At 44.8% G+C, this 18,171-nt stretch carries 18 protein-coding genes; all 18 read left to right on the top strand.

What is annotated here, in order from left to right; genetic code table 11:
- The first annotated feature begins 1 nt into the window (after position 1).
- The 18 genes from GWR56_RS12715 (at position 2) to GWR56_RS12630 (ending at position 18,169) form a co-directional block, all read left to right on the top strand.
- Complete coding sequence (locus GWR56_RS12715) at positions 2-517, top strand: UpxY family transcription antiterminator (RefSeq protein WP_162431611.1); 516 nt, start codon at positions 2-4, stop codon at positions 515-517.
- 117 nt (positions 518-634) lie between these two features.
- A complete protein-coding gene (gene asnB / locus GWR56_RS12710) occupies positions 635-2,416 on the top strand; it encodes an asparagine synthase (glutamine-hydrolyzing) (RefSeq protein WP_162431610.1) in 1,782 nt (593 codons plus the stop codon).
- A complete protein-coding gene (locus tag GWR56_RS12705; protein ID WP_162431609.1) occupies positions 2,409-3,530 on the top strand; it encodes a glycosyltransferase family 4 protein in 1,122 nt (373 codons plus the stop codon). Before asnB ends, GWR56_RS12705 begins: the two co-directional genes overlap by 8 nt.
- Positions 3,523-4,383 (top strand): ABC transporter permease, encoded by an 861-nt coding sequence (locus tag GWR56_RS12700; protein ID WP_162431608.1) that lies wholly within the window; start codon positions 3,523-3,525, stop codon positions 4,381-4,383. Before GWR56_RS12705 ends, GWR56_RS12700 begins: the two co-directional genes overlap by 8 nt.
- On the top strand, positions 4,383-5,657 hold the full coding sequence (locus tag GWR56_RS12695) for an ABC transporter ATP-binding protein (RefSeq protein ID WP_162431607.1): 1,275 nt from the start codon (positions 4,383-4,385) through the stop codon (positions 5,655-5,657). The genes GWR56_RS12700 and GWR56_RS12695 overlap by 1 nt, the downstream gene beginning before the upstream one ends.
- Positions 5,654-6,997, top strand: coding sequence for a hypothetical protein (locus GWR56_RS12690; RefSeq protein ID WP_162431606.1), 1,344 nt, complete (start codon positions 5,654-5,656; stop codon positions 6,995-6,997). The genes GWR56_RS12695 and GWR56_RS12690 overlap by 4 nt, the downstream gene beginning before the upstream one ends.
- A gap of 1 nt (position 6,998) precedes the next feature.
- A complete protein-coding gene (locus tag GWR56_RS12685; RefSeq protein ID WP_162431605.1) occupies positions 6,999-7,832 on the top strand; it encodes a TIGR04325 family methyltransferase in 834 nt (277 codons plus the stop codon).
- Positions 7,833-8,873 carry a glycosyl transferase gene (locus GWR56_RS12680; protein WP_162431604.1) on the top strand — a complete coding sequence of 347 codons (1,041 nt, stop codon included), beginning with the start codon at positions 7,833-7,835 and terminating at the stop codon, positions 8,871-8,873. It abuts the gene before it with no gap.
- Positions 8,857-9,222, top strand: coding sequence for an FdtA/QdtA family cupin domain-containing protein (locus tag GWR56_RS12675; RefSeq protein WP_162431603.1), 366 nt, complete (start codon positions 8,857-8,859; stop codon positions 9,220-9,222). Before GWR56_RS12680 ends, GWR56_RS12675 begins: the two co-directional genes overlap by 17 nt.
- The gene (locus tag GWR56_RS12670) at positions 9,215-10,312 is read left to right on the top strand and encodes a DegT/DnrJ/EryC1/StrS aminotransferase family protein (protein WP_162431602.1); all 1,098 of its coding nucleotides are present in this window, start codon (positions 9,215-9,217) and stop codon (positions 10,310-10,312) included. The genes GWR56_RS12675 and GWR56_RS12670 overlap by 8 nt, the downstream gene beginning before the upstream one ends.
- The gene (locus tag GWR56_RS12665) at positions 10,305-11,066 is read left to right on the top strand and encodes a glycosyltransferase family 2 protein (protein ID WP_162431601.1); all 762 of its coding nucleotides are present in this window, start codon (positions 10,305-10,307) and stop codon (positions 11,064-11,066) included. The genes GWR56_RS12670 and GWR56_RS12665 overlap by 8 nt, the downstream gene beginning before the upstream one ends.
- Positions 11,038-12,207, top strand: coding sequence for a glycosyltransferase family 4 protein (locus GWR56_RS12660; protein WP_162431600.1), 1,170 nt, complete (start codon positions 11,038-11,040; stop codon positions 12,205-12,207). Before GWR56_RS12665 ends, GWR56_RS12660 begins: the two co-directional genes overlap by 29 nt.
- On the top strand, positions 12,204-13,148 hold the full coding sequence (locus tag GWR56_RS12655) for a glycosyltransferase family A protein (protein ID WP_162431599.1): 945 nt from the start codon (positions 12,204-12,206) through the stop codon (positions 13,146-13,148). Before GWR56_RS12660 ends, GWR56_RS12655 begins: the two co-directional genes overlap by 4 nt.
- Entirely contained in the window at positions 13,133-14,197 is a 1,065-nt protein-coding gene (locus GWR56_RS12650) for a glycosyltransferase family 4 protein (protein WP_162431598.1), read from the top strand. Before GWR56_RS12655 ends, GWR56_RS12650 begins: the two co-directional genes overlap by 16 nt.
- Positions 14,194-15,063 carry a hypothetical protein gene (locus GWR56_RS12645; protein WP_162431597.1) on the top strand — a complete coding sequence of 290 codons (870 nt, stop codon included), beginning with the start codon at positions 14,194-14,196 and terminating at the stop codon, positions 15,061-15,063. The genes GWR56_RS12650 and GWR56_RS12645 overlap by 4 nt, the downstream gene beginning before the upstream one ends.
- 1 nt (position 15,064) lies before the next feature.
- Complete coding sequence (locus GWR56_RS12640) at positions 15,065-16,204, top strand: DUF563 domain-containing protein (RefSeq protein ID WP_162431596.1); 1,140 nt, start codon at positions 15,065-15,067, stop codon at positions 16,202-16,204.
- Complete coding sequence (locus GWR56_RS12635; protein WP_162431595.1) at positions 16,194-17,168, top strand: glycosyltransferase family 2 protein; 975 nt, start codon at positions 16,194-16,196, stop codon at positions 17,166-17,168. The genes GWR56_RS12640 and GWR56_RS12635 overlap by 11 nt, the downstream gene beginning before the upstream one ends.
- Positions 17,144-18,169, top strand: a complete 1,026-nt coding sequence (locus GWR56_RS12630) for a glycosyltransferase family A protein (protein ID WP_162431594.1) — start codon at positions 17,144-17,146, stop codon at positions 18,167-18,169. Before GWR56_RS12635 ends, GWR56_RS12630 begins: the two co-directional genes overlap by 25 nt.
- The last annotated feature ends 2 nt before the right edge of the window (positions 18,170-18,171 follow it).

Raw genomic sequence — 18,171 nt, 5'->3', positions numbered from 1 at the left:
TATGGCTTTACCGTTAACTAATAGCAGCCTTAAATGGTACCCTGTTTATACCCACCCACGCGCCGAAAAAAAAGCCTACAGCGCTTTAGTAAGTAAAGGTGTTGAAGCCTACCTGCCCCTGCACCGTCGTTTAAAGCAGTGGAGCGACAGAAAAAAATGGGTAGAAGAACCACTGATAAAATCATATTTATTTGTGCGGATCGCCGATAGCGCCCAGGCCGAGGTGTTGATGACCAAAGGGATAGCCCGTTTCATATATTTTTCGGGCAGGGTAACCTCCATGCCCGACAGGCAGATAGACGAGCTTAGATTGCTGATGGCCAGCGCCCTTGAACTTGAAATAACCGAAGAAAATTTGCTTCCCGGAGAAAAGATTAAAATAAAGGCGGGCCCCTTGAAGGGCATTACCGGCGAAATGATAGCGTATCGCTCTCAAAAACAGTTATTATTACGGTTAGAGAACCTGGGGTGCTCAATAATCGTAAACGTTGCAGCATCATTAATTAACAGGCTTTAGCTTTATACGAACAAGCTAAACGGCCCCAATAAACGGCATTTTATAAAATGCTGACAATTAATAAGTTACAAATTCATCCTGTAACTTACCGGGCGAAGCTATATAGATTGGGATAGAATGTGCAGGATTGCCGGACTGGTTACAAACCGTTTACAAGCCGAACAAGCGAAAGCAACAGTGGGCATAATATGCGATGCCTTACAACACGGCGGGCCGGATGACGCGGGCGTATATTGCAGCGAGGATGCAAGGGTAACCTTTGGTAACAGGCGGTTAGCCATCATTGACCTTAGCAGGGCCGGCCATCAGCCAATGGCCGATAACAGCCGCAAAGCCTGGATAACCTTTAATGGCGAAATATACAACTACCGCGAATTAAAGGCTGATCTGCAAAAGCTGGGGGCTGTATTTACTACCGGCACCGATACCGAAGTGATTATCCAGGCTTACCTTTACTGGGGGACAGGTTCGTTCAGCAAGTTAAGGGGTATGTTCGCTTTCGCGCTGTATGATGTTGCGGGGGGTGATGTTTATTTGGTGCGGGATACAACCGGCATTAAGCCATTATATTACTATGCCGAAGATGGCCGGATAGCTTTCGCATCAGAAATAAGGGCATTAAAGGCCGCTGGTATAGCAACGGCATCTGATAACCGATGGCCGGTTTGGCTGTTGGCATTTGGCCATATACCGGAACCTTACACCACATTAAAAAATGTGTTGAGCCTGCCCCCGGGGCATTTTTTATGCTGCGATAAACGGGGTAGGCATACGCTTACAAGCTACCAGCAAACGGCGCGGGGAAATTATATAACCGATGCGCAGACGGCGCGGGAAGGTATAAGCCGGCATCTTACAAAAGCCGTAAAAAGGCAGCTGATAGCCGATGCACCCATAGGTGTTTTTTTAAGCGGGGGTATCGATTCAAGTTTGCTGACGCTGTTGGCTAACCACGAGCGCGGGCAACTGAAAACCGTATCGATATATTTTAACGAGGCCGATTACGATGAGCGAAAGTATCAAAACGCTGTTTTAGATAAGATAAGCGGCGATAACTTCACACACCTTGTAAAGCAAGCCGATTTTGAAGCGAATTTACCTTGCATACTTAACGCTATGGATATGCCAACAACCGATGGCATTAATAGTTGGTTCATCAGCAAATACGCTCACGAGGATGGCTTGAAAACTGTTTTGTCGGGCATAGGCGCCGATGAGTTATTTGGGGGGTACCCTTCCTTCAACAGAATGGCATACCTGCGCTACCTGAAAATGTTGCCGCCGTCAGTTTTCCGCACATCGGCGAAACTCAATAAAGACAACTACCGGAAACTGGCTTACCTGGCCTTTAACAATCCGGTAGCCGATTACTTATTTTTACGCGGGTTGTTTGCGCCTTTGGATATTGCCAAACTAACCGGCATGCACGAGGCCGGTGTTAACAGTATATTGTTTAACACCCTGAAACTGCCCGAACTTGAAACTCATCACAAACTGCAAGCCGCCTGGTTTGAGACCAACCTTTACATGCAAAACCAGTTACTGCACGACACTGATGTAATGAGCATGTGCCACGGCCTGGAGGTAAGGGTACCTTATTTAAATGAAGATCTTCAGCAGCATGTATCGCAAATAAAACCATCTGTACGGTTTCAAAAACATCCCGCAAAAAAAATATTAATAGATAGCTTTGGGGGGCTTATACCAAAAATGATATGGGACAGGCCAAAAATGGGGTTCACTTTCCCCCTGCAGCAATGGATGAAAGATACCGCGCAAATTAATGATATTAGCATATACAAAGGCGAAGCAGCAAAATCTGTGATACATAAGTTTGGCAGGGGCCAAATGCATTGGTCAAGGGCTTATGCGCTATACCAGGTACAAGGGCATGTTTAAAAACATCACGCTATTTTCATTGCAAACTTTCAGTACCACGGGGGGCATTCAAAAAATGACCCGCACCCTGGCGCATTCGCTTTATAATATTTGCTTAAGTAACGGCTGGCAGTTTAAGCTATCGTCGTTATATGATGCAGATGCCGACCTGATGCCGCAGTATCTGCCGAAACAAAATTTTAGCGGGTTTAGCAACAGGCGTTTGCGATTTATATTCGCGGCCCTGTTCAACGCAAAAAAAAACCATACCATTATATTAAGCCATATTAACCTGGCGGTTATTGGTTTACTTATAAAAGCCATCCGTCCCAAAACAAAAATGTGGGTTATAGCACATGGTATTGAAGTTTGGAGGCCATTACCGTTCCACAAAGCCCTGCTGCTTACCAAGTGTGACAATATTATCTGCGTAAGTGCTTTTACCAAAAGCCAGATGCAGCATTGGCATAAAATAAGCGCCGCCAAATGTGTTGTGATAAACAATGTACTGGATCCGTTTATGGAGCTGCCCCTTAATTTTGACAAACCCGAAACACTGCTTAAAAGGTATGGCCTTGTAAATAAAGGGCCGGTAGTTTTTACGTTGACAAGGCTTGCATCAACAGAGCACTACAAAGGGCACGACCGGGTTATCAGGGCTATTGCAGGGCTTAAAAATACGTTTCCGGAAATCAGATATGTACTGGCCGGAAAATACGACAACGAAGAGGGCGTGCGTGTTAAACAACTTATTAACCGTTTAGGTGTAGCAGAACACGTAATATTACCCGGATTTATAAAAGAAGATGAACTGGCCGCTCATTTTTTAATGGCCGATTTATTTGTACTGCCAAGTAAAAAAGAAGGCTTTGGAATTGTTTTTATAGAGGCCCTGGCCTGCGGCCTTCCGGTTATTTGCGGCAATGCCGACGGAAGCATTGATGCCATACGCAATGGCGAACTGGGCACTGCAATAAATCCCGATAACGATGCTGAACTTGAAAAAAGCATTGCCGAACATTTAGCGCAACCTTTAACGTTAGCCAGGCGAAAGCACTTAAAAAGCGTGTGCTTACACTATTTTACCGAACAAACTTATATCAGCGCGCTGCAAAAAATGTTAATTAATGACTGAACCGGAAGAACACTGGGACCTGGAAATTACCCCCACCAGCAGTTTGTTTGATTTAAAGCTGCGGGATGTATGGCAGTATCGCGATCTGCTGCTGCTATTTGTACGGCGCGATTTTGTATCGTTTTACAAGCAAACCATACTTGGCCCCCTGTGGTTTTTTGTGCAGCCTATTATTACCATCATTTTTTATTCATTTGTTTTTGGCAACCTGGCCGGGATACCTACTGACGGCGTCCCCAAACCGTTATTTTACCTGGCCGGTACCATATTATGGAATTACTTTTCAGACTGCCTTGTTAAAACATCAACCGTGTTCAGGGACCATGGCGGCATCATGAGCAAGGTGTACTTTCCGCGCCTGATTATGCCTTTGAGTATCATCGCCTCAAACCTTATCCGGTTTGGGGTGCAGATAACCCTGTTTTTTGCATTGCTTTTATTTTATTCCCTCAAAGGCACACCTGTAGGTTTAAATGCTTATGCGCTGCTGCTGCCGGTCCTTATTGCGCTGATAGCGGCACAAGGCCTGGGTTTGGGTATGCTTATATCTGCAGTTACCACCAAATACCGCGACTTTGCATTCGTAGTAGGTTTTGGCGTTCCGCTGCTCATGTATGCCACAACGGTTATCTATCCGCTTTCGCAGGCCGAAGCAAAATTTCACCAGTACAGCTGGATCATAAAGTTAAACCCTATTACAGGCATCATAGAAACTTTCAGATATGGCTTTTTTGGCAAAGGCAGCTTTAGCTACGAATTACTGGGTTATTGTACAGCAGTTACCTTTATTTTGCTTATTGTAGGAATAGTGACTTTTAATAAGGTTGAAAAAACGTTTGTCGACACGGTATAATGGCTAAAGTGATCAAAGTAGAGAACCTGTCGAAAGCTTACCAGTTGGGCGACTTTGGTACCGGCACCATAACGCGCGACTTTGAACGTTTTTGGGCCAGGTTTCGCGGTAAGGAAGATCCGTTCCTGAAAATTGGTCAAGCAAACGACCGTACGGTAAAAAGTAACAGCGATGTGGTTTGGAGCCTTAAGGATATAAACTTTGACATAGAGCAGGGCGAGGCGGTAGGCATTATTGGGCGCAACGGGGCGGGGAAAAGCACATTGCTAAAATTATTAAGCCGGGTAACCTCACCCACCACGGGCTCAATAAAAATAAAAGGCCGTATTGCCAGTTTGCTTGAAGTAGGCACCGGTTTTCATCCCGAACTAACCGGCAAGGAAAACATATACCTTAATGGCGCCATATTGGGTATGCGCAAGGCCGAGATCAAGCGCAAGTTTGACGAAATAGTAAATTTTTCGGGCGTCGAGCGATATATCGATACTCCTGTGAAGCGCTACTCGTCTGGTATGTATGTGCGCCTGGCATTTGCAGTTGCCGCACACCTGGAAAGTGAAATACTGATAGTTGATGAAGTATTGGCCGTAGGCGATGCCGAGTTCCAGAAAAAATGCCTCGGTAAAATGGACGAGGTAAGCAAAGGCGAAGGCCGTACGGTTTTATTTGTAAGCCATAACATGACCACCATCAGCTCGCTTTGCGAAAAAAGCATCTTCCTGAGTAATGGCGAACTGATGGTAAAAGGGAATACAAATGCTGTAATAAGGCAATACCATCAAAGTATTGTAAGCAGCAGCGTAAGCCATATCAACGAACGGACGGACAGATCTGGCAGCGGCGAAATAAGGGTTACAGATATCGATATCAATGATAATTTGTCGGGTTGCAATATTGGTAATACCGAGGGTTTATGCATTACCTTAACCTATACTTCATTATTACCTGTCTATTACGGCAAAATATACATCGGCATATATAATGAGCTGGGCGCGGCCGTTATGTTTTTAGACAGCGACACCATTCCCGATTTCCCGTCAAAGTTGCCCGGAAAGGGGAAGGTAACGATAGATATACCAAACTATCAGGCCTTAACCGCAGGTACGTATATGATCAACATTGCCTTGTTTAATCATGCCGCAATAAGCGATTATGTTCAAAACGCTTATCATTTCACCATAGTGGAGGATGATTTTTTAGGAAACGGCAAGCTACCGGCCGGTCAGTATATGTTTATCCCTAAACAATTTTGGCAGATCACTGACAGTATATGAGCTTCATCCCCGAAAATGAAATAAAATACTCGGATTATTCGATCTTAGACCCCTACGGCCGGGTGTTTTTTTGGCAGGACAGGGTTTACCGCGGCCTTTCACAAACGGCACATGCCGAGCTGCACAAACTGAGAGAAACAGGATTACTTACTGAGCTTGAAGAAAGGGCGCTTTTCCCAAAAACTACGTTAACTCCTTTAAGCTCGCAGTATTTCGATGTCATTATCGAGCATGAAAAGATAAGTCCCGCCAGTTTTGTGTATGAGTGGCCGTTTGATATGATAAAGGCCGCAGGCAACTGCATTTTAGATGTAAATATTATAGCCGCGAAATATGGCTACCATACGATTGACGCGCACCCGTACAATGTTTTGTTTAAAGGTTGTAACCCGGTGTTTATTGACCTGGGCAGCCTTAAGCCCGCAGATAGCCCTGACCACTGGCACCCTATTGAAGAATTTTGGGGTTATTTTAAATACCCGCTCGAACTTTGGAACAACGTGAGCCATAAAATGGCACGGCGCATTTACAGCGAAGACCTGAGCAGCATTACATCGGCCGAGTACCACAAACTACTACAGCTTTCAAAGTCTAAATACGAGGTAAAGGCCCGTTCGCTGATAGAAAGGATAAAAAACAAACTAAGGCTGCGCGAAGCCAAAGCCAAAACCCTGAACGAAAAATTAGCCCTGTATAAAACAGAACTGGCCGAATTGACGCGAAATAAAGTTGCCACGCAGTGGGGCAATTACCATGATGACTATATAACAGATAATGACATTGCCTGTACCGACAGGTTCAAATTCGTAATCGATAAGATAAACGAACTACAAATAGATACGATAACAGAACTGGCTGGTAACTGGGGACTGCTGTCGTTTTTGATCCTGGAAAACACGGGTGTAAAGCACGTTAACTGCACCGACTATGACGAAAACGCGGTAAATAAAATGTACAACTATTTTAAGCGGTCCGGACATGCTGAACGGCTTTCGCCGGCGCTGCTTGATTTCATAAAACCTATAGAACTGTACAACTCGGGGCGGCCATCCGCCAGGTTCCGGTCACAGGCGGTTTTAGCGCTCGCCGTTACCCATCACCTGATATTAACCTATAAGTACGATGTGAATGTTATTTTCAAAAAGATAGCCGAATATTCATCCGAGTATGTGTTCATAGAATTCATGCCCCTGGGTTTATGGGATGGATATGCCGCGCCGCCTATACCCGATTTTTATACGCAGGATTGGTTTACAGCGGCTTTTGAAAAACATTTTTCAATTGTCGACATCAGCCATATCGAAGAAAACAGGGTATTATACATTGGCACGAAGAAATAATATGCCATCATTAAAAGATCTGATCAGAAGTATAACCCCACCCGCTATCTTAAAAATATATCGCGGCCGCAAAAACAGCCCGCATACGGGCATGTGGCATGGCAATTACCCGTCGTGGCAGCAGGCGGCGGCTTTATGTGATGGTTACGACGATAAATTAATTTTAGAAAAGTGCAAAAATGCACTGCTCCAGGTTAAAAATGGCGAAGCGGCTTATGAGCGCGACAGCGTTGTTTTTGATGAGGTGCAATACAGTGAGCCGCTGATTGCAGCTTTACAAAACATTGCCTCAGCAAATGGCAAGCTATGCGTGCTGGACTTCGGCGGCAGCTTAGGCAGCACATACTTTCAAAATGCAGGGCATCTTAAACATGCTGAAAACCTGCAATGGTGTATTGTAGAGCAAGGCCATTTTGTGGAATGCGGAAAAGAATATTTTGCAAGCGGGCAGTTAAAGTTCTATGCCTCTGTTGAAGAATGTATGCAAGAGCAAAAGCCAGATGCATTATTATTGAGCAGCGTGCTGCAATATTTACCAGAACCCTACCTATGGATAAAAAAGCTGATCGCTTTAAATATCCCCGATATTATAATTGACAGGACAAGCTTTATACAATCACCCGCTGTAAGCCGGATAACAGTACAGAACGTTCCGCCTGAAATTTATGAGGCCAGTTATCCCTGCTGGTTTTTTAACGAGCAGGAATTTTTAGATGCATTTTCGGGAACCTACCGTATTGAAGTTGATTTTGACAGCTTTGCCGACCCCGCCCAAACGAGCGACGATGGGCTGAAGATGTACTGGAAAGGGTATGTATTGAAACACCGCAACTAAGTGCTTCATTTCGCTACTTATTTCGACATTAATTATTTATCAAGAGGCTTAGCCTTATTTGATTCGCTAAAAAGGCATTCGTCGCGGCCATTTATCCTGCACATTTTGGCGCTTGATGAAATCGTTGTCGGTTACTTTAATGAAAATAAAACCGATGGTATTTCGGTTATCCCGCTTGCCGCGATCGAAGCTTACTTCCCCGAGTTGCAGCAGGCCAAGAGTAACCGGTCAATAATTGAATATTACTTTACTCTTAGCCCCTATTTGCCCTTGTATATCCTTAACAAAGTGGCAAACGTTAGCCAGGTAACCACGGTAGATGCCGATATCTATTTTTTTGACGACCCGGCCATTATTTTTGAGCAGTACAGCGAGGCGTCTATACTGATAACGCCGCATAATTTCAGCAAAAACCTGCAGCATCTGGCCATACATGGGAAATATAATGTAAGCTTTCAATCCTTTAAAAAAGACGAAGCCGGCCTAAGCTGCCTAAACCATTGGCGGCAACAATGCTTTAACTGGTGTTATGATACTTACGACGAAGCGAACAACCGCTTTGCAGACCAGAAATACCTGGACACCTGGCCGGCGGAATTTGACAAGGTTGCCGAAATTAAAACCCCGGGTGCGGGCCTTGCGCCCTGGAATATCGACAATCACGATTTCAAAATAGTTGACGGTGAAATAACGGTTGATCAACAGCCGCTGATTTATTATCACTTTCACCATTTAAGGGTGTTCAATAAAAACTTCGCCTTTAACGGGTTAGAGCATTATGGGGTAAAAAACAACACCAGGGGCTTAAAACGTATCTACCATATCTACCTTAAAGCGCTAAAGTCATTTACCGACAAGGCAAATACCGATTTTAATACGCTTAGATATAACAACCATTTAAACAGCAGTTTTTCACAAAAGTTAAAGAGCCCGCAAGGTTATTGGTTTTATAACAACTATGTTATTGTGCATGTAAACCCGCATCGTAGATTTACAAAAATTAAACGTGCGCTAAGATCACTATATGGCCCAACTGATTGACCTGGTAACCCATACCGATACAAGGGGCAACCTTACTGTTCTGGAACGGGTTATCCCTTTTGATATTAAACGGATATTTTACATATACGGGGTGGACGAATCTGTAAGGGGCGGGCACAGGCACCATACCACTGTGCAAGCGGCCGTTTGCCTGCAGGGCACCTGCACCATTTATAATAATGATAGTGTCAAAGAGGAAGAGTTCGTGCTGAATTCGCCTTCCAAATGCCTGATACTACATCCCGAAGACTGGCATAAGATGTATAATTTTTCGGCTGATGCCATTTTAATGGTATTCGCATCAACGTTTTTTGATCCGCAGGACTACATTTATCAACCCTATGAATAACCTCATCGAGTACGAATCTTTAAGCAAGGTAAATTCATTTTTTGAAGATGATTACCGGGATGCGTATAACGAGGTATTAAAGGCTGGCTGGTATATTTTAGGCGAACAGGTATCCTGTTTCGAAAAGGAGTTTGCTGACTACTGCGGCACAAAGCATTGCATTGGCCTTGCCTCGGGACTTGATGCCATCACCTTATCTCTTAGAGTTTTGGACCTCCCTGCCGGCGCCGAGGTTATTGTACCTTCAAATGCATATATCGCCTGCATATTGGGTATTATAAATGCAGGCTGTAAACCGGTTTTGGTTGAACCGGATATCAGCAGCTATAACATCGATCCGCATAAAATAGAAGCCGCAATTACCGGCAAAACCAAGGCCATACTGGCGGTACACTTATACGGCAAAATGTGTAATATGACCGCCATAACCCGTATTGCACAAAACTATGGGTTGCAGGTAATTGAAGATTGCGCCCAGGCCCATGGCGCTGAACACTTTGGAAAGAAAGCCGGTAACTGGGGTATTACGGGTGCCTTTAGCTTTTACCCCACAAAAAATCTGGGCGCGCTGGGCGATGGCGGCGCCATAACTACCAGTGATGATGAACTGGCCGAAAAACTACGGAGCCTGAGAAATTACGGCTCAAAAGTAAAATACCATAACGACCATATTGGCTATAACTCGAGGCTGGACGAGTTACAGGCGGCATTTTTACGCAAAAAGCTGGTTAAGCTGAACGATATTAACAGGCACAAGAACGAGCTTGCAAGTATCTATTTCGATAAGTTAAAGGACAGGTTTATAAAACCAATTATTGAAGCGGAGAACAAAGATGTGTTCCATATATATAACATACGCTGCGATATGCGCGACCGGCTCAGCGCTTTTTTAAAGGATAAAGGGATACTTACGGAGATACATTACCCCATACCCCCGCATAAACAGCAGGCGTACAAGCATCTTTTTAAGGGTCAGGACTTCCCCTTATCCGAACAGATCCACGCCACAACCTTAAGCCTGCCCATATCTTACTGCCATACGCCGCAGCAGATAAGTTATGTGGCCGACTGCATAAACAGCTTTGCATAATCTGAAGTTTTCGATACTCACGCCATCATACAACAGCGGTAAATATATCGGCCGTGCCATCAACAGCGTGCTGACACAAGACTATAAGAACTGGGAACACATTATAGTGGACGGCGCTTCGCAGGATGGTACGATTGATATATTGAAACAATACCCTCATTTAAAATGGGTATCCGCCCCGGATAAAGGGCAATCTGATGCCATGAATAAAGCTTTTAAGTTATCGTGTGGCGACATTATCATGTACCTGAATGCCGATGACGAGTTAAAACCCCATGCCTTACAAACTATAGCAGAAGCTTTTGCAAGCAATCCCGATGCAGATATGGTTATTTGCGACCTTGAGATTGACCACTCGGGCGTTAAAACGGTTAACAGCCCGGCAACAACCCTTAAGCAGGTGTTAAATTACTGGCCGCCCGTTTTTCCGCTTAACCCTGTTTCGTACGCGTATAAAAAAAGTTTGCAGCTCAAGGCAGGCCTGTTTCCGGTAAAAAACCATTACAGTATGGATTATTGGTTTTTACTGCGGGCGTTTTTGAAGGCGAAAGTTTTAAAGATAAATTTTGTTTCGGGCATCTTTTATTTTGATGGGCGTAATAAATCGGCAGATGCAGGTAATGCCAAGAAATGGCTAAAAAAGGTTCAGCGGGGTTTTTTATACAGCTATTTTTATCAGCCACAGGTGTTAAAATACCTGGGCAGAAAAATTTATAACCGATCATTTGAAAAAAAACATCCTTTTTGTTTCTAACGATGCCGCCCTGATGGGAGCGCCAATGGTGCTGCTGCATCTTGTAAAATGGCTTAAAAATAATACCGACGTAAACGTCTACGTATTGCTTAAGGATGGCGGCCCTTTACAGCCCGGCTTTGAAAACCTGGGCCAAACCAACGTATGGCAACCGGGCCGGCTCTCCTCATCTGTTGGCAGGCGTTTTGTTTCCATGTTATTAAAACTAAGCGGTAAGCGCGGCTTGTTCATCCCGTTCCCAAAAAGGTTAAAGCAACAAAAGTTCGATCTTGTTTATCTCAACACTGCCGATACCATGCACATGGCGCCTTTGTTGAAAAACTTATACAAGTGCCCGGTGATTGCACATATTCATGAGCTTTCGTATTCTATAAACGCTTATTTTCCGGATGCCTTCAATAAAGTTAATACAGCCGTAACAGATCATTATATAGCAGCCAGCAAAAGCGTTTACGATAATATGGTTAATAACATCCAGGTGCCGGCGCAAAAGGTATCGGTGTTAAACGAATTTATCGCTATCGACGAGATATCGCGCCCTGCCCTTACCCCTGCAGAGGCAAAAGCCGAACTTGCTTTAAATGATGAATTTGTTGTAGGGGCATCGGGCATTGCCGGCTGGCGCAAAGGCACTGATATTTTTTTGCAGCTTGCGCGGCTGGTAAACAAAAAGCTGCCTGATGGCAATATAAAATTTGTTTGGGTTGGCCATCAGTCAAAGGAAGCAAGGGCGCAGGCTGTCTACGAAACGGATAAGCTTGGCCTGAAAAACAAGATCATCTTTACAGGCCGCAAGGCGGTCCCGCAAAACTATTACCAACTGTTTAACCTGTTTGTGCTTACCTCGCGCGAGGACCCTTTCCCGCTGGTTTGCCTGGAAGCGGCGGCATTACAAAAACCCATTTTTTGTTTTAAGGGCACCGGCGGAATCCCCGAAATTGTTACGCCCGATACAGGCCAAACCTTTGATTACGGTGATATTGATGCCATGGCAAATGCCATTATTGAAACATACCGGCAACCTGAAAAAGCTGCGCAGGCCGGCAAAAACGCGGCCGATATGGTGAAAAAATACGATGTGAATATTATAGCGCCGCAAATATTTACTTTGATAAGCGATGTTATAGCAGGCAGCAAATGAATACCCGGCTTGCCATAGTTATACCTGCATATAAGATCAAGTTTTTTGACGCGGCGCTGGCGTCTGTAACCAATCAAAGCAATAAGAATTTTAAAGTTTATATCAGCGACGATGGCAGCAAGGAAGACATTAAAGCGGTGGCCGAAAAGTACGTCGGGCGGCTGGATATTGAATACCATCGCTTTGAGGACAATGCCGGCAGTTACGACCTGGTTAAACACTGGAACCGCAGCGTTGAACTGGCGACCGAAGAATGGATATGGCTCTTTTCGGATGATGATATCATGTCGCCCGGGTGTGTTCAGGCGTTTTTTGATGCTTTAAAGGCCACTAATGAACGCCATAACATATACCGTTTTAATATAGAAATGATCGATGCTGATGGCCGGGTAATTTGCGTTAAAGACCCTCACCCCGAATTGGAAAGCGGTTTCGACTTTTTACAAAGGAGGCTTCAATCCAGGTCGTTAAGCGCTGCGGTTGAATATATCTTCAGGAAAGACGCTTTCAAATTAAACAACGGTTTTGTGAATTTCCCGAAAGCCTATTGCTCAGACGATGCTTCGTGGATAACATTTACCGGCGAAATACCAATTTATACCATCCGCCACGAAACTGTATCATGGCGGGCAAGCGGTGTTAACATCAGTTCGGCAAAAGAATTTGCCTGCTCAAAGGCATTGGCTTTGCTGCTTTTCGTAAAATATATTGTTAAAAAGTACCCCTCGCAAAAAATGGCGCTTTTACAATTAGCCCGGCCCTGGTTTTTTGAAAACCTGGGTTATATAAATGGCAGACTAAGCTTCGCCGAGATCAGGCGCATATCAAAACAGTTTAACGACACTTTTGAAACGAAAGGCGGTTCGTTGAAAGAGATAACATTATTTCATTTGCGCCGCACCCGTTTAGGCGGCGTGCTTTACAGATGGTTAAAATTTTAGCCCTGCGCGAAAAATTTGAGCACATGAGTGTGTACAGCGGCTATGATGCCCTTTATCATCATATGTCACCTATGGCCACTGTCGATTCTGTATACTGCAATTTTAAAAAAATGTATCCGCGCGGTGTGGGCCGGCTGCTGGCTGCTACCGCAAAGCTTATCGGCAAGTCGGGTTTTTACAACGCTCAATCGGTAGAAGTCGAGTCTAAACTGCTGCTAAAGTCTGTCAGCAAAAACTATGATATTATTCATTATACGTATGGCGAGCCTTACTTTGGGTTGGGTGCGTCGGTCAAAAAATTGATCAGTTCTCCTGTTGTGGTCACCAATCACCAGCCTGTATCCTGGTGGGAAACTAATAAAGTGCTCTATAACAGGCATGCGTGTGCCGATAAGGTTATTACCCTATCTGAATATGACCGGGACCACTTTAACAGCGTTAATACCGGCAAGGCTGTTTGCATCCCGCATGGTGTTGATACGGTCTTTTACAAACCATTAAAAACGATTGATAAAGACAGGCCATTCAAAGTAATATTTGCCGGCCGTTACTTACGCGATACAGTTACCCTGGCCACTGTAGTTAAAAAGCTTTCGGCATCGTCACTAAACATCCGGTTTGATATTGTGTACCTGGATAAGGCAAGCGTAACAGAGCGGCATCTTATCGAAATGATGGCCCTGCCTAATGTGGACTGGTACTCCGGGATATCAGAACATCAGCTTTTAAGTTTGTATCAGCAGGCCGATTGCTGCCTTATCCCCCTGCTTGATTGTACGGCAAATAACGCGGTTCTGGAGGCGCTTGCCTGCGGGTTACCGGTTATAGCTACAGATCTGCCGGCCATACACACGTATCTTGACAGCGCTGTATCAGTACTGTGCCGCAGCCAAAACGCCGACGATATGTGCGACGCCATAAACACCTTGTACAATAACCCTACCCTATTACAACGCATGGCCTTAAAAGCGCGTGAAAAAGCAGTGGATAACTTTAGCTGGCAACTTATTGCCCATAAAACAACGGGGCTTTTTAACACTTTACGATGAAAAACCTTATCCTTACTGTTCTTCATCAATACAGTTACCCGGTGGTGGAGCCGTTCATCAGGTCGTTAAAAGCAACCCGGTACGATGGCGACCTGGTGATATTTGTATCTGCAAGTACTTCAAAAGCCACAAAAAGATCGTTGGCAAAACAAGGGGCAATATTAATTGAATTTGATACTACCTATCCTTTCAATGACAGTTATACAGCAGTTTTTGAGGATATTTCGCCCGAAATAACCCTCAACAACTACCGTTTCCTTTTTTACTTAAAATACCTGCAGGATAACCCCGGTAAATATGGAAATATAATGCTGACTGACATCCGGGACGTAGTGTTTCAAAAAAACATTTTCGACGGCATAGCTCCTGACAAGATATACTTCTTCCTTGAAGACGCCTCAGAGATATTCCGTACATCAAAGCTAAATTACAACTGGAGCTTGCTTGCCAACGGGCCGGATGTTACCAATAAAATGATCAACGAGAATGTAAGTTGCGCCGGTGTTGTTGCAGGCAGTGGCATACACATTATAAGTTATTTAAAATATATACAAACCCGGTTAAAGTTCCGGGCGGACCTGCATTGGGGAATTGACCAGGGCATACACAACGCGTACATATACACACAGGCCAATTCAAATGCAATGGTAATACCCAATACACAGGCGTTGGTTTTAACACTTGGGGCTTGCAGCACGTTTAAACAGCTTGCCAACGGCGACATAGTGAACAACCGGGGCGAAACCTACCATGTAATTCATCAGTACGACAGGTTTGGCGATCTGCTTATGTATTTTAAAGAAAAGTATGTTGGCAGCAGGCTGATGCAAAAATTCAAAAAAGTGTTATTCGCTATCCTCCCATAACGTGACGGCGCTGAAACTATTTATTAAAAGACTGCTGATAGGGATTGCAAAGTTGCTTAACAGCAACAGCGGTTCCTCGTATTTGCCAGCAGGCAGGATAAGCTTCGACAGGTTAAAACTGGATCACGAGGTTTTATATAAGGATACAGTAGAAGGTTATACGCGCAAACCGCCGGTAACCATTGGCGGGCTTCATAAAGCCTTCAAAAGAAACCTGCATGAGCCGCCCCGGCAAACTTTTGTTATGCAAGGCATCGGCTGGTATGTGTGGGGTAACCAGGGCGCGGTGATCACCGACGATCATTATTTATTTGAAGATGTATCGCGTGAGTTCGATAACCGTACTCATTCTATTTTTAACCAGTTTAAACTGACACCTCCGAGCCAGGTTGATGAGTATTGCGCAGTATTAGCAACCTCGGGCAGCTTTGTTTACTACCATTGGATGTTTGATATTTTGCCAAGGATAGCCATTTTAAAAAAAGCTGTCAATCTGAGCGCCATCGATAAATTTATTATCAATTACCTTCCAAATAACTACCAAAACGAAACTTTGGCCCGCGCGGGTATTGACGATTCAAAGGTCATCGCGTCAAACGATCACTGGGGTTTTCATGTGCGGGCAAAAAAGCTGTTGGTGCCGTCGCTGGCATCGGCCAATAACAGGCCGTCGTTGCGGGCATGCGTATACCTGAGAGAATTGTATGCAAAAGAGATGAATAATGGCGGGGCACCATTAACCCTTTACATACAAAGACCGCACGGCAGAAAGATAGTGAACGAGGACGAAGTCCTCGCCTTTTTGACCCCGTTTAAAGTGGAAATTATACACCCCGAAAAACTTTCGGTGGCACAACAGGCGGCGCTTTTTGCCCGCGCAAATATGGTAATAGGTGCGCACGGCGCAGGTTTAACAAACATTGTATTTTGCAAGCCGGGCACAACCATCATTGACCTTTTCTCGGCCGAGTGGGTAAACCCCTGCTACTGGATAATTGCGGAGCATCTTGATCTGAGATACGGCTACCTTGAAGGCGAGCGCATAAAGAGAGGCGGTAAAGGTAAAAGGGCAGATATCAGGGTAAACGTAACCAGGTTAAAAAATCTGTTTGCAAAATTGGAAATAGCACATGCAGGATAGCCATTACAAGTTAAAAATAGAAAAAGAGCTGGCAGCGGTACTACCGGCCCACCGCGAAAGGTTGGTGGCTAAAGGCGTAAAACTGCCCTTGGCCACGGTACCCAATCCGCACGAAGGACTGCTGGCCGTATTACCGCGGATAGACGATAAAACGGGCTGGCCCTGGCAAACCGAGGTAGATAGCGGCATATATAGTACCCAGGTACGCTGGCCGAAGCTCACCATCGTCATCCCATCGTATAATCAGGGTATATATATCGAGGAAGCCATACGCTCTGTGCTGCTGCAAAACTATCCCAACCTTGAACTTATAGTAATGGATGGCGGCAGTAACGATGATACCAAGGCCATATTAGAAACTTATTCGCCGTGGATAAGTCATTGGCAAAGCCATCCCGATGGCGGCCAGGGGCAAGCCATAAACATGGGTTTTAGCATTGCCGGCGGCGATTATTACGGATGGTTAAACAGCGATGATTTTTACAACTTTAAGGGCCTGTTTGTATTAGCGACAGCTATCATACGTTCGGGCAGGTCGTTCTATTATGGCGATGCGCTGCAGGTGAATAAAAACAGCGTGGTTCAGCGTTACTGGAAGGCTTATATGGTGAAAGATGCATTTTTAAGATTTGGCGGCCTCATTGCCTCCCATTCCGCGTTTTGGAAGGCATCTGCAAATAAACCCATTTGGGAAGCTATGAACTGCAATGTTGATGGAGAGTTATGGATAAGGCTGGTAAAAGGGCAGAGCAAAAAGCATGTACGTTACCCTATTGGTACTGTGCGGCTTTATGGCGATTCAAAGTCGGGCGATGCAAAGTGGAAAGACAAATGGCGTGAAGACGATATGAACATAGAGAAGCTACATGGTAAGCCGCCGGCAGCCCGCTCGGTCATATACTATTTTAACCGCTACATACAGATGCTTTATAAAAGCCTTTGGAAACCGGCGACTGTAAGGTGAACTTAAAAGACCCGTTAAATAAGGCCGCAGCACCATTAGTATCGATAATTACCCCGGTTTATAATGCCGAAAGGCACATTGCGGACACCATTCAATCGGCATTAAACCAATCGTGGCAAAATATCGAGGTAATTATTGTGGATGACGGTTCTACAGATAGCAGTGTGGGCATTGCAAAAACATTTACGGATACCCGTATCAAAATTTATCAGCAAGCCAACAAGGGGGCAAGCGCGGCGCGTAACTTTGGCCTTAAACAGGCGGGCGGAAAATACATCCAGTTTCTGGACGCCGACGACCTTTTAAGCAGCGATAAGATTGCTGCGCAGGTAGCCTTAATGAACAGTAGCGATGAATTTATAGCAGTTTGCAATACCGTTCATTTTATGGATGGTACAGACCCTTACCGTTCACATCCAACCAGGGAGTGGTATAATGCCAATTGGGATGACCCTGTCGACTTTTTATTGAAGCTTTATACGGGCCCCGAAGTAATGCCCGGCTACGGCGGGATGATTCAGCCAAATGCCTGGTTAACGGCTGCTGCCCTTATCAAAAAAGCCGGTTACTGGAACGAATTTAAATGCCCCGACGATGACGGTGAATTTTTTTGCAGGGTTATTTTAGCTTCGCAGGGCGTAAAGTACAGCCCTGCGGGTATAAATTACTATCGTAAATATATCAAAGGCACCTCATTATCTGCGCAAAAAACTGCGGAGGCTTTTGAAAATACATTTTTAGCTATCGACCTGAAGTATAGCTATTTAAAAGCACGCTTCGATAACGAACTGCTGGACAGGATTTTTGCAAGACATTATTGGGAATTGGGCGTGGCCAGTTACCCTGCGCACATGGCCATCTCAAATAAAGCCATCAAACGGGCAAAGAAATTTGGCTACACGGGCCCAAAATATGTTTCAGGAAAATTCAGCATGTTACTGAGCAAAGTGTTAGGCTGGCGCTTTGCCAAGCTTATAAGTTACATCAGGCACCGCGGCTAAGC

The organism is Mucilaginibacter sp. 14171R-50, assembly GCF_010093045.1.
GTDB lineage: Bacteria > Bacteroidota > Bacteroidia > Sphingobacteriales > Sphingobacteriaceae > Mucilaginibacter.
This window is presented reverse-complemented; position numbering and strand designations above follow the sequence as displayed.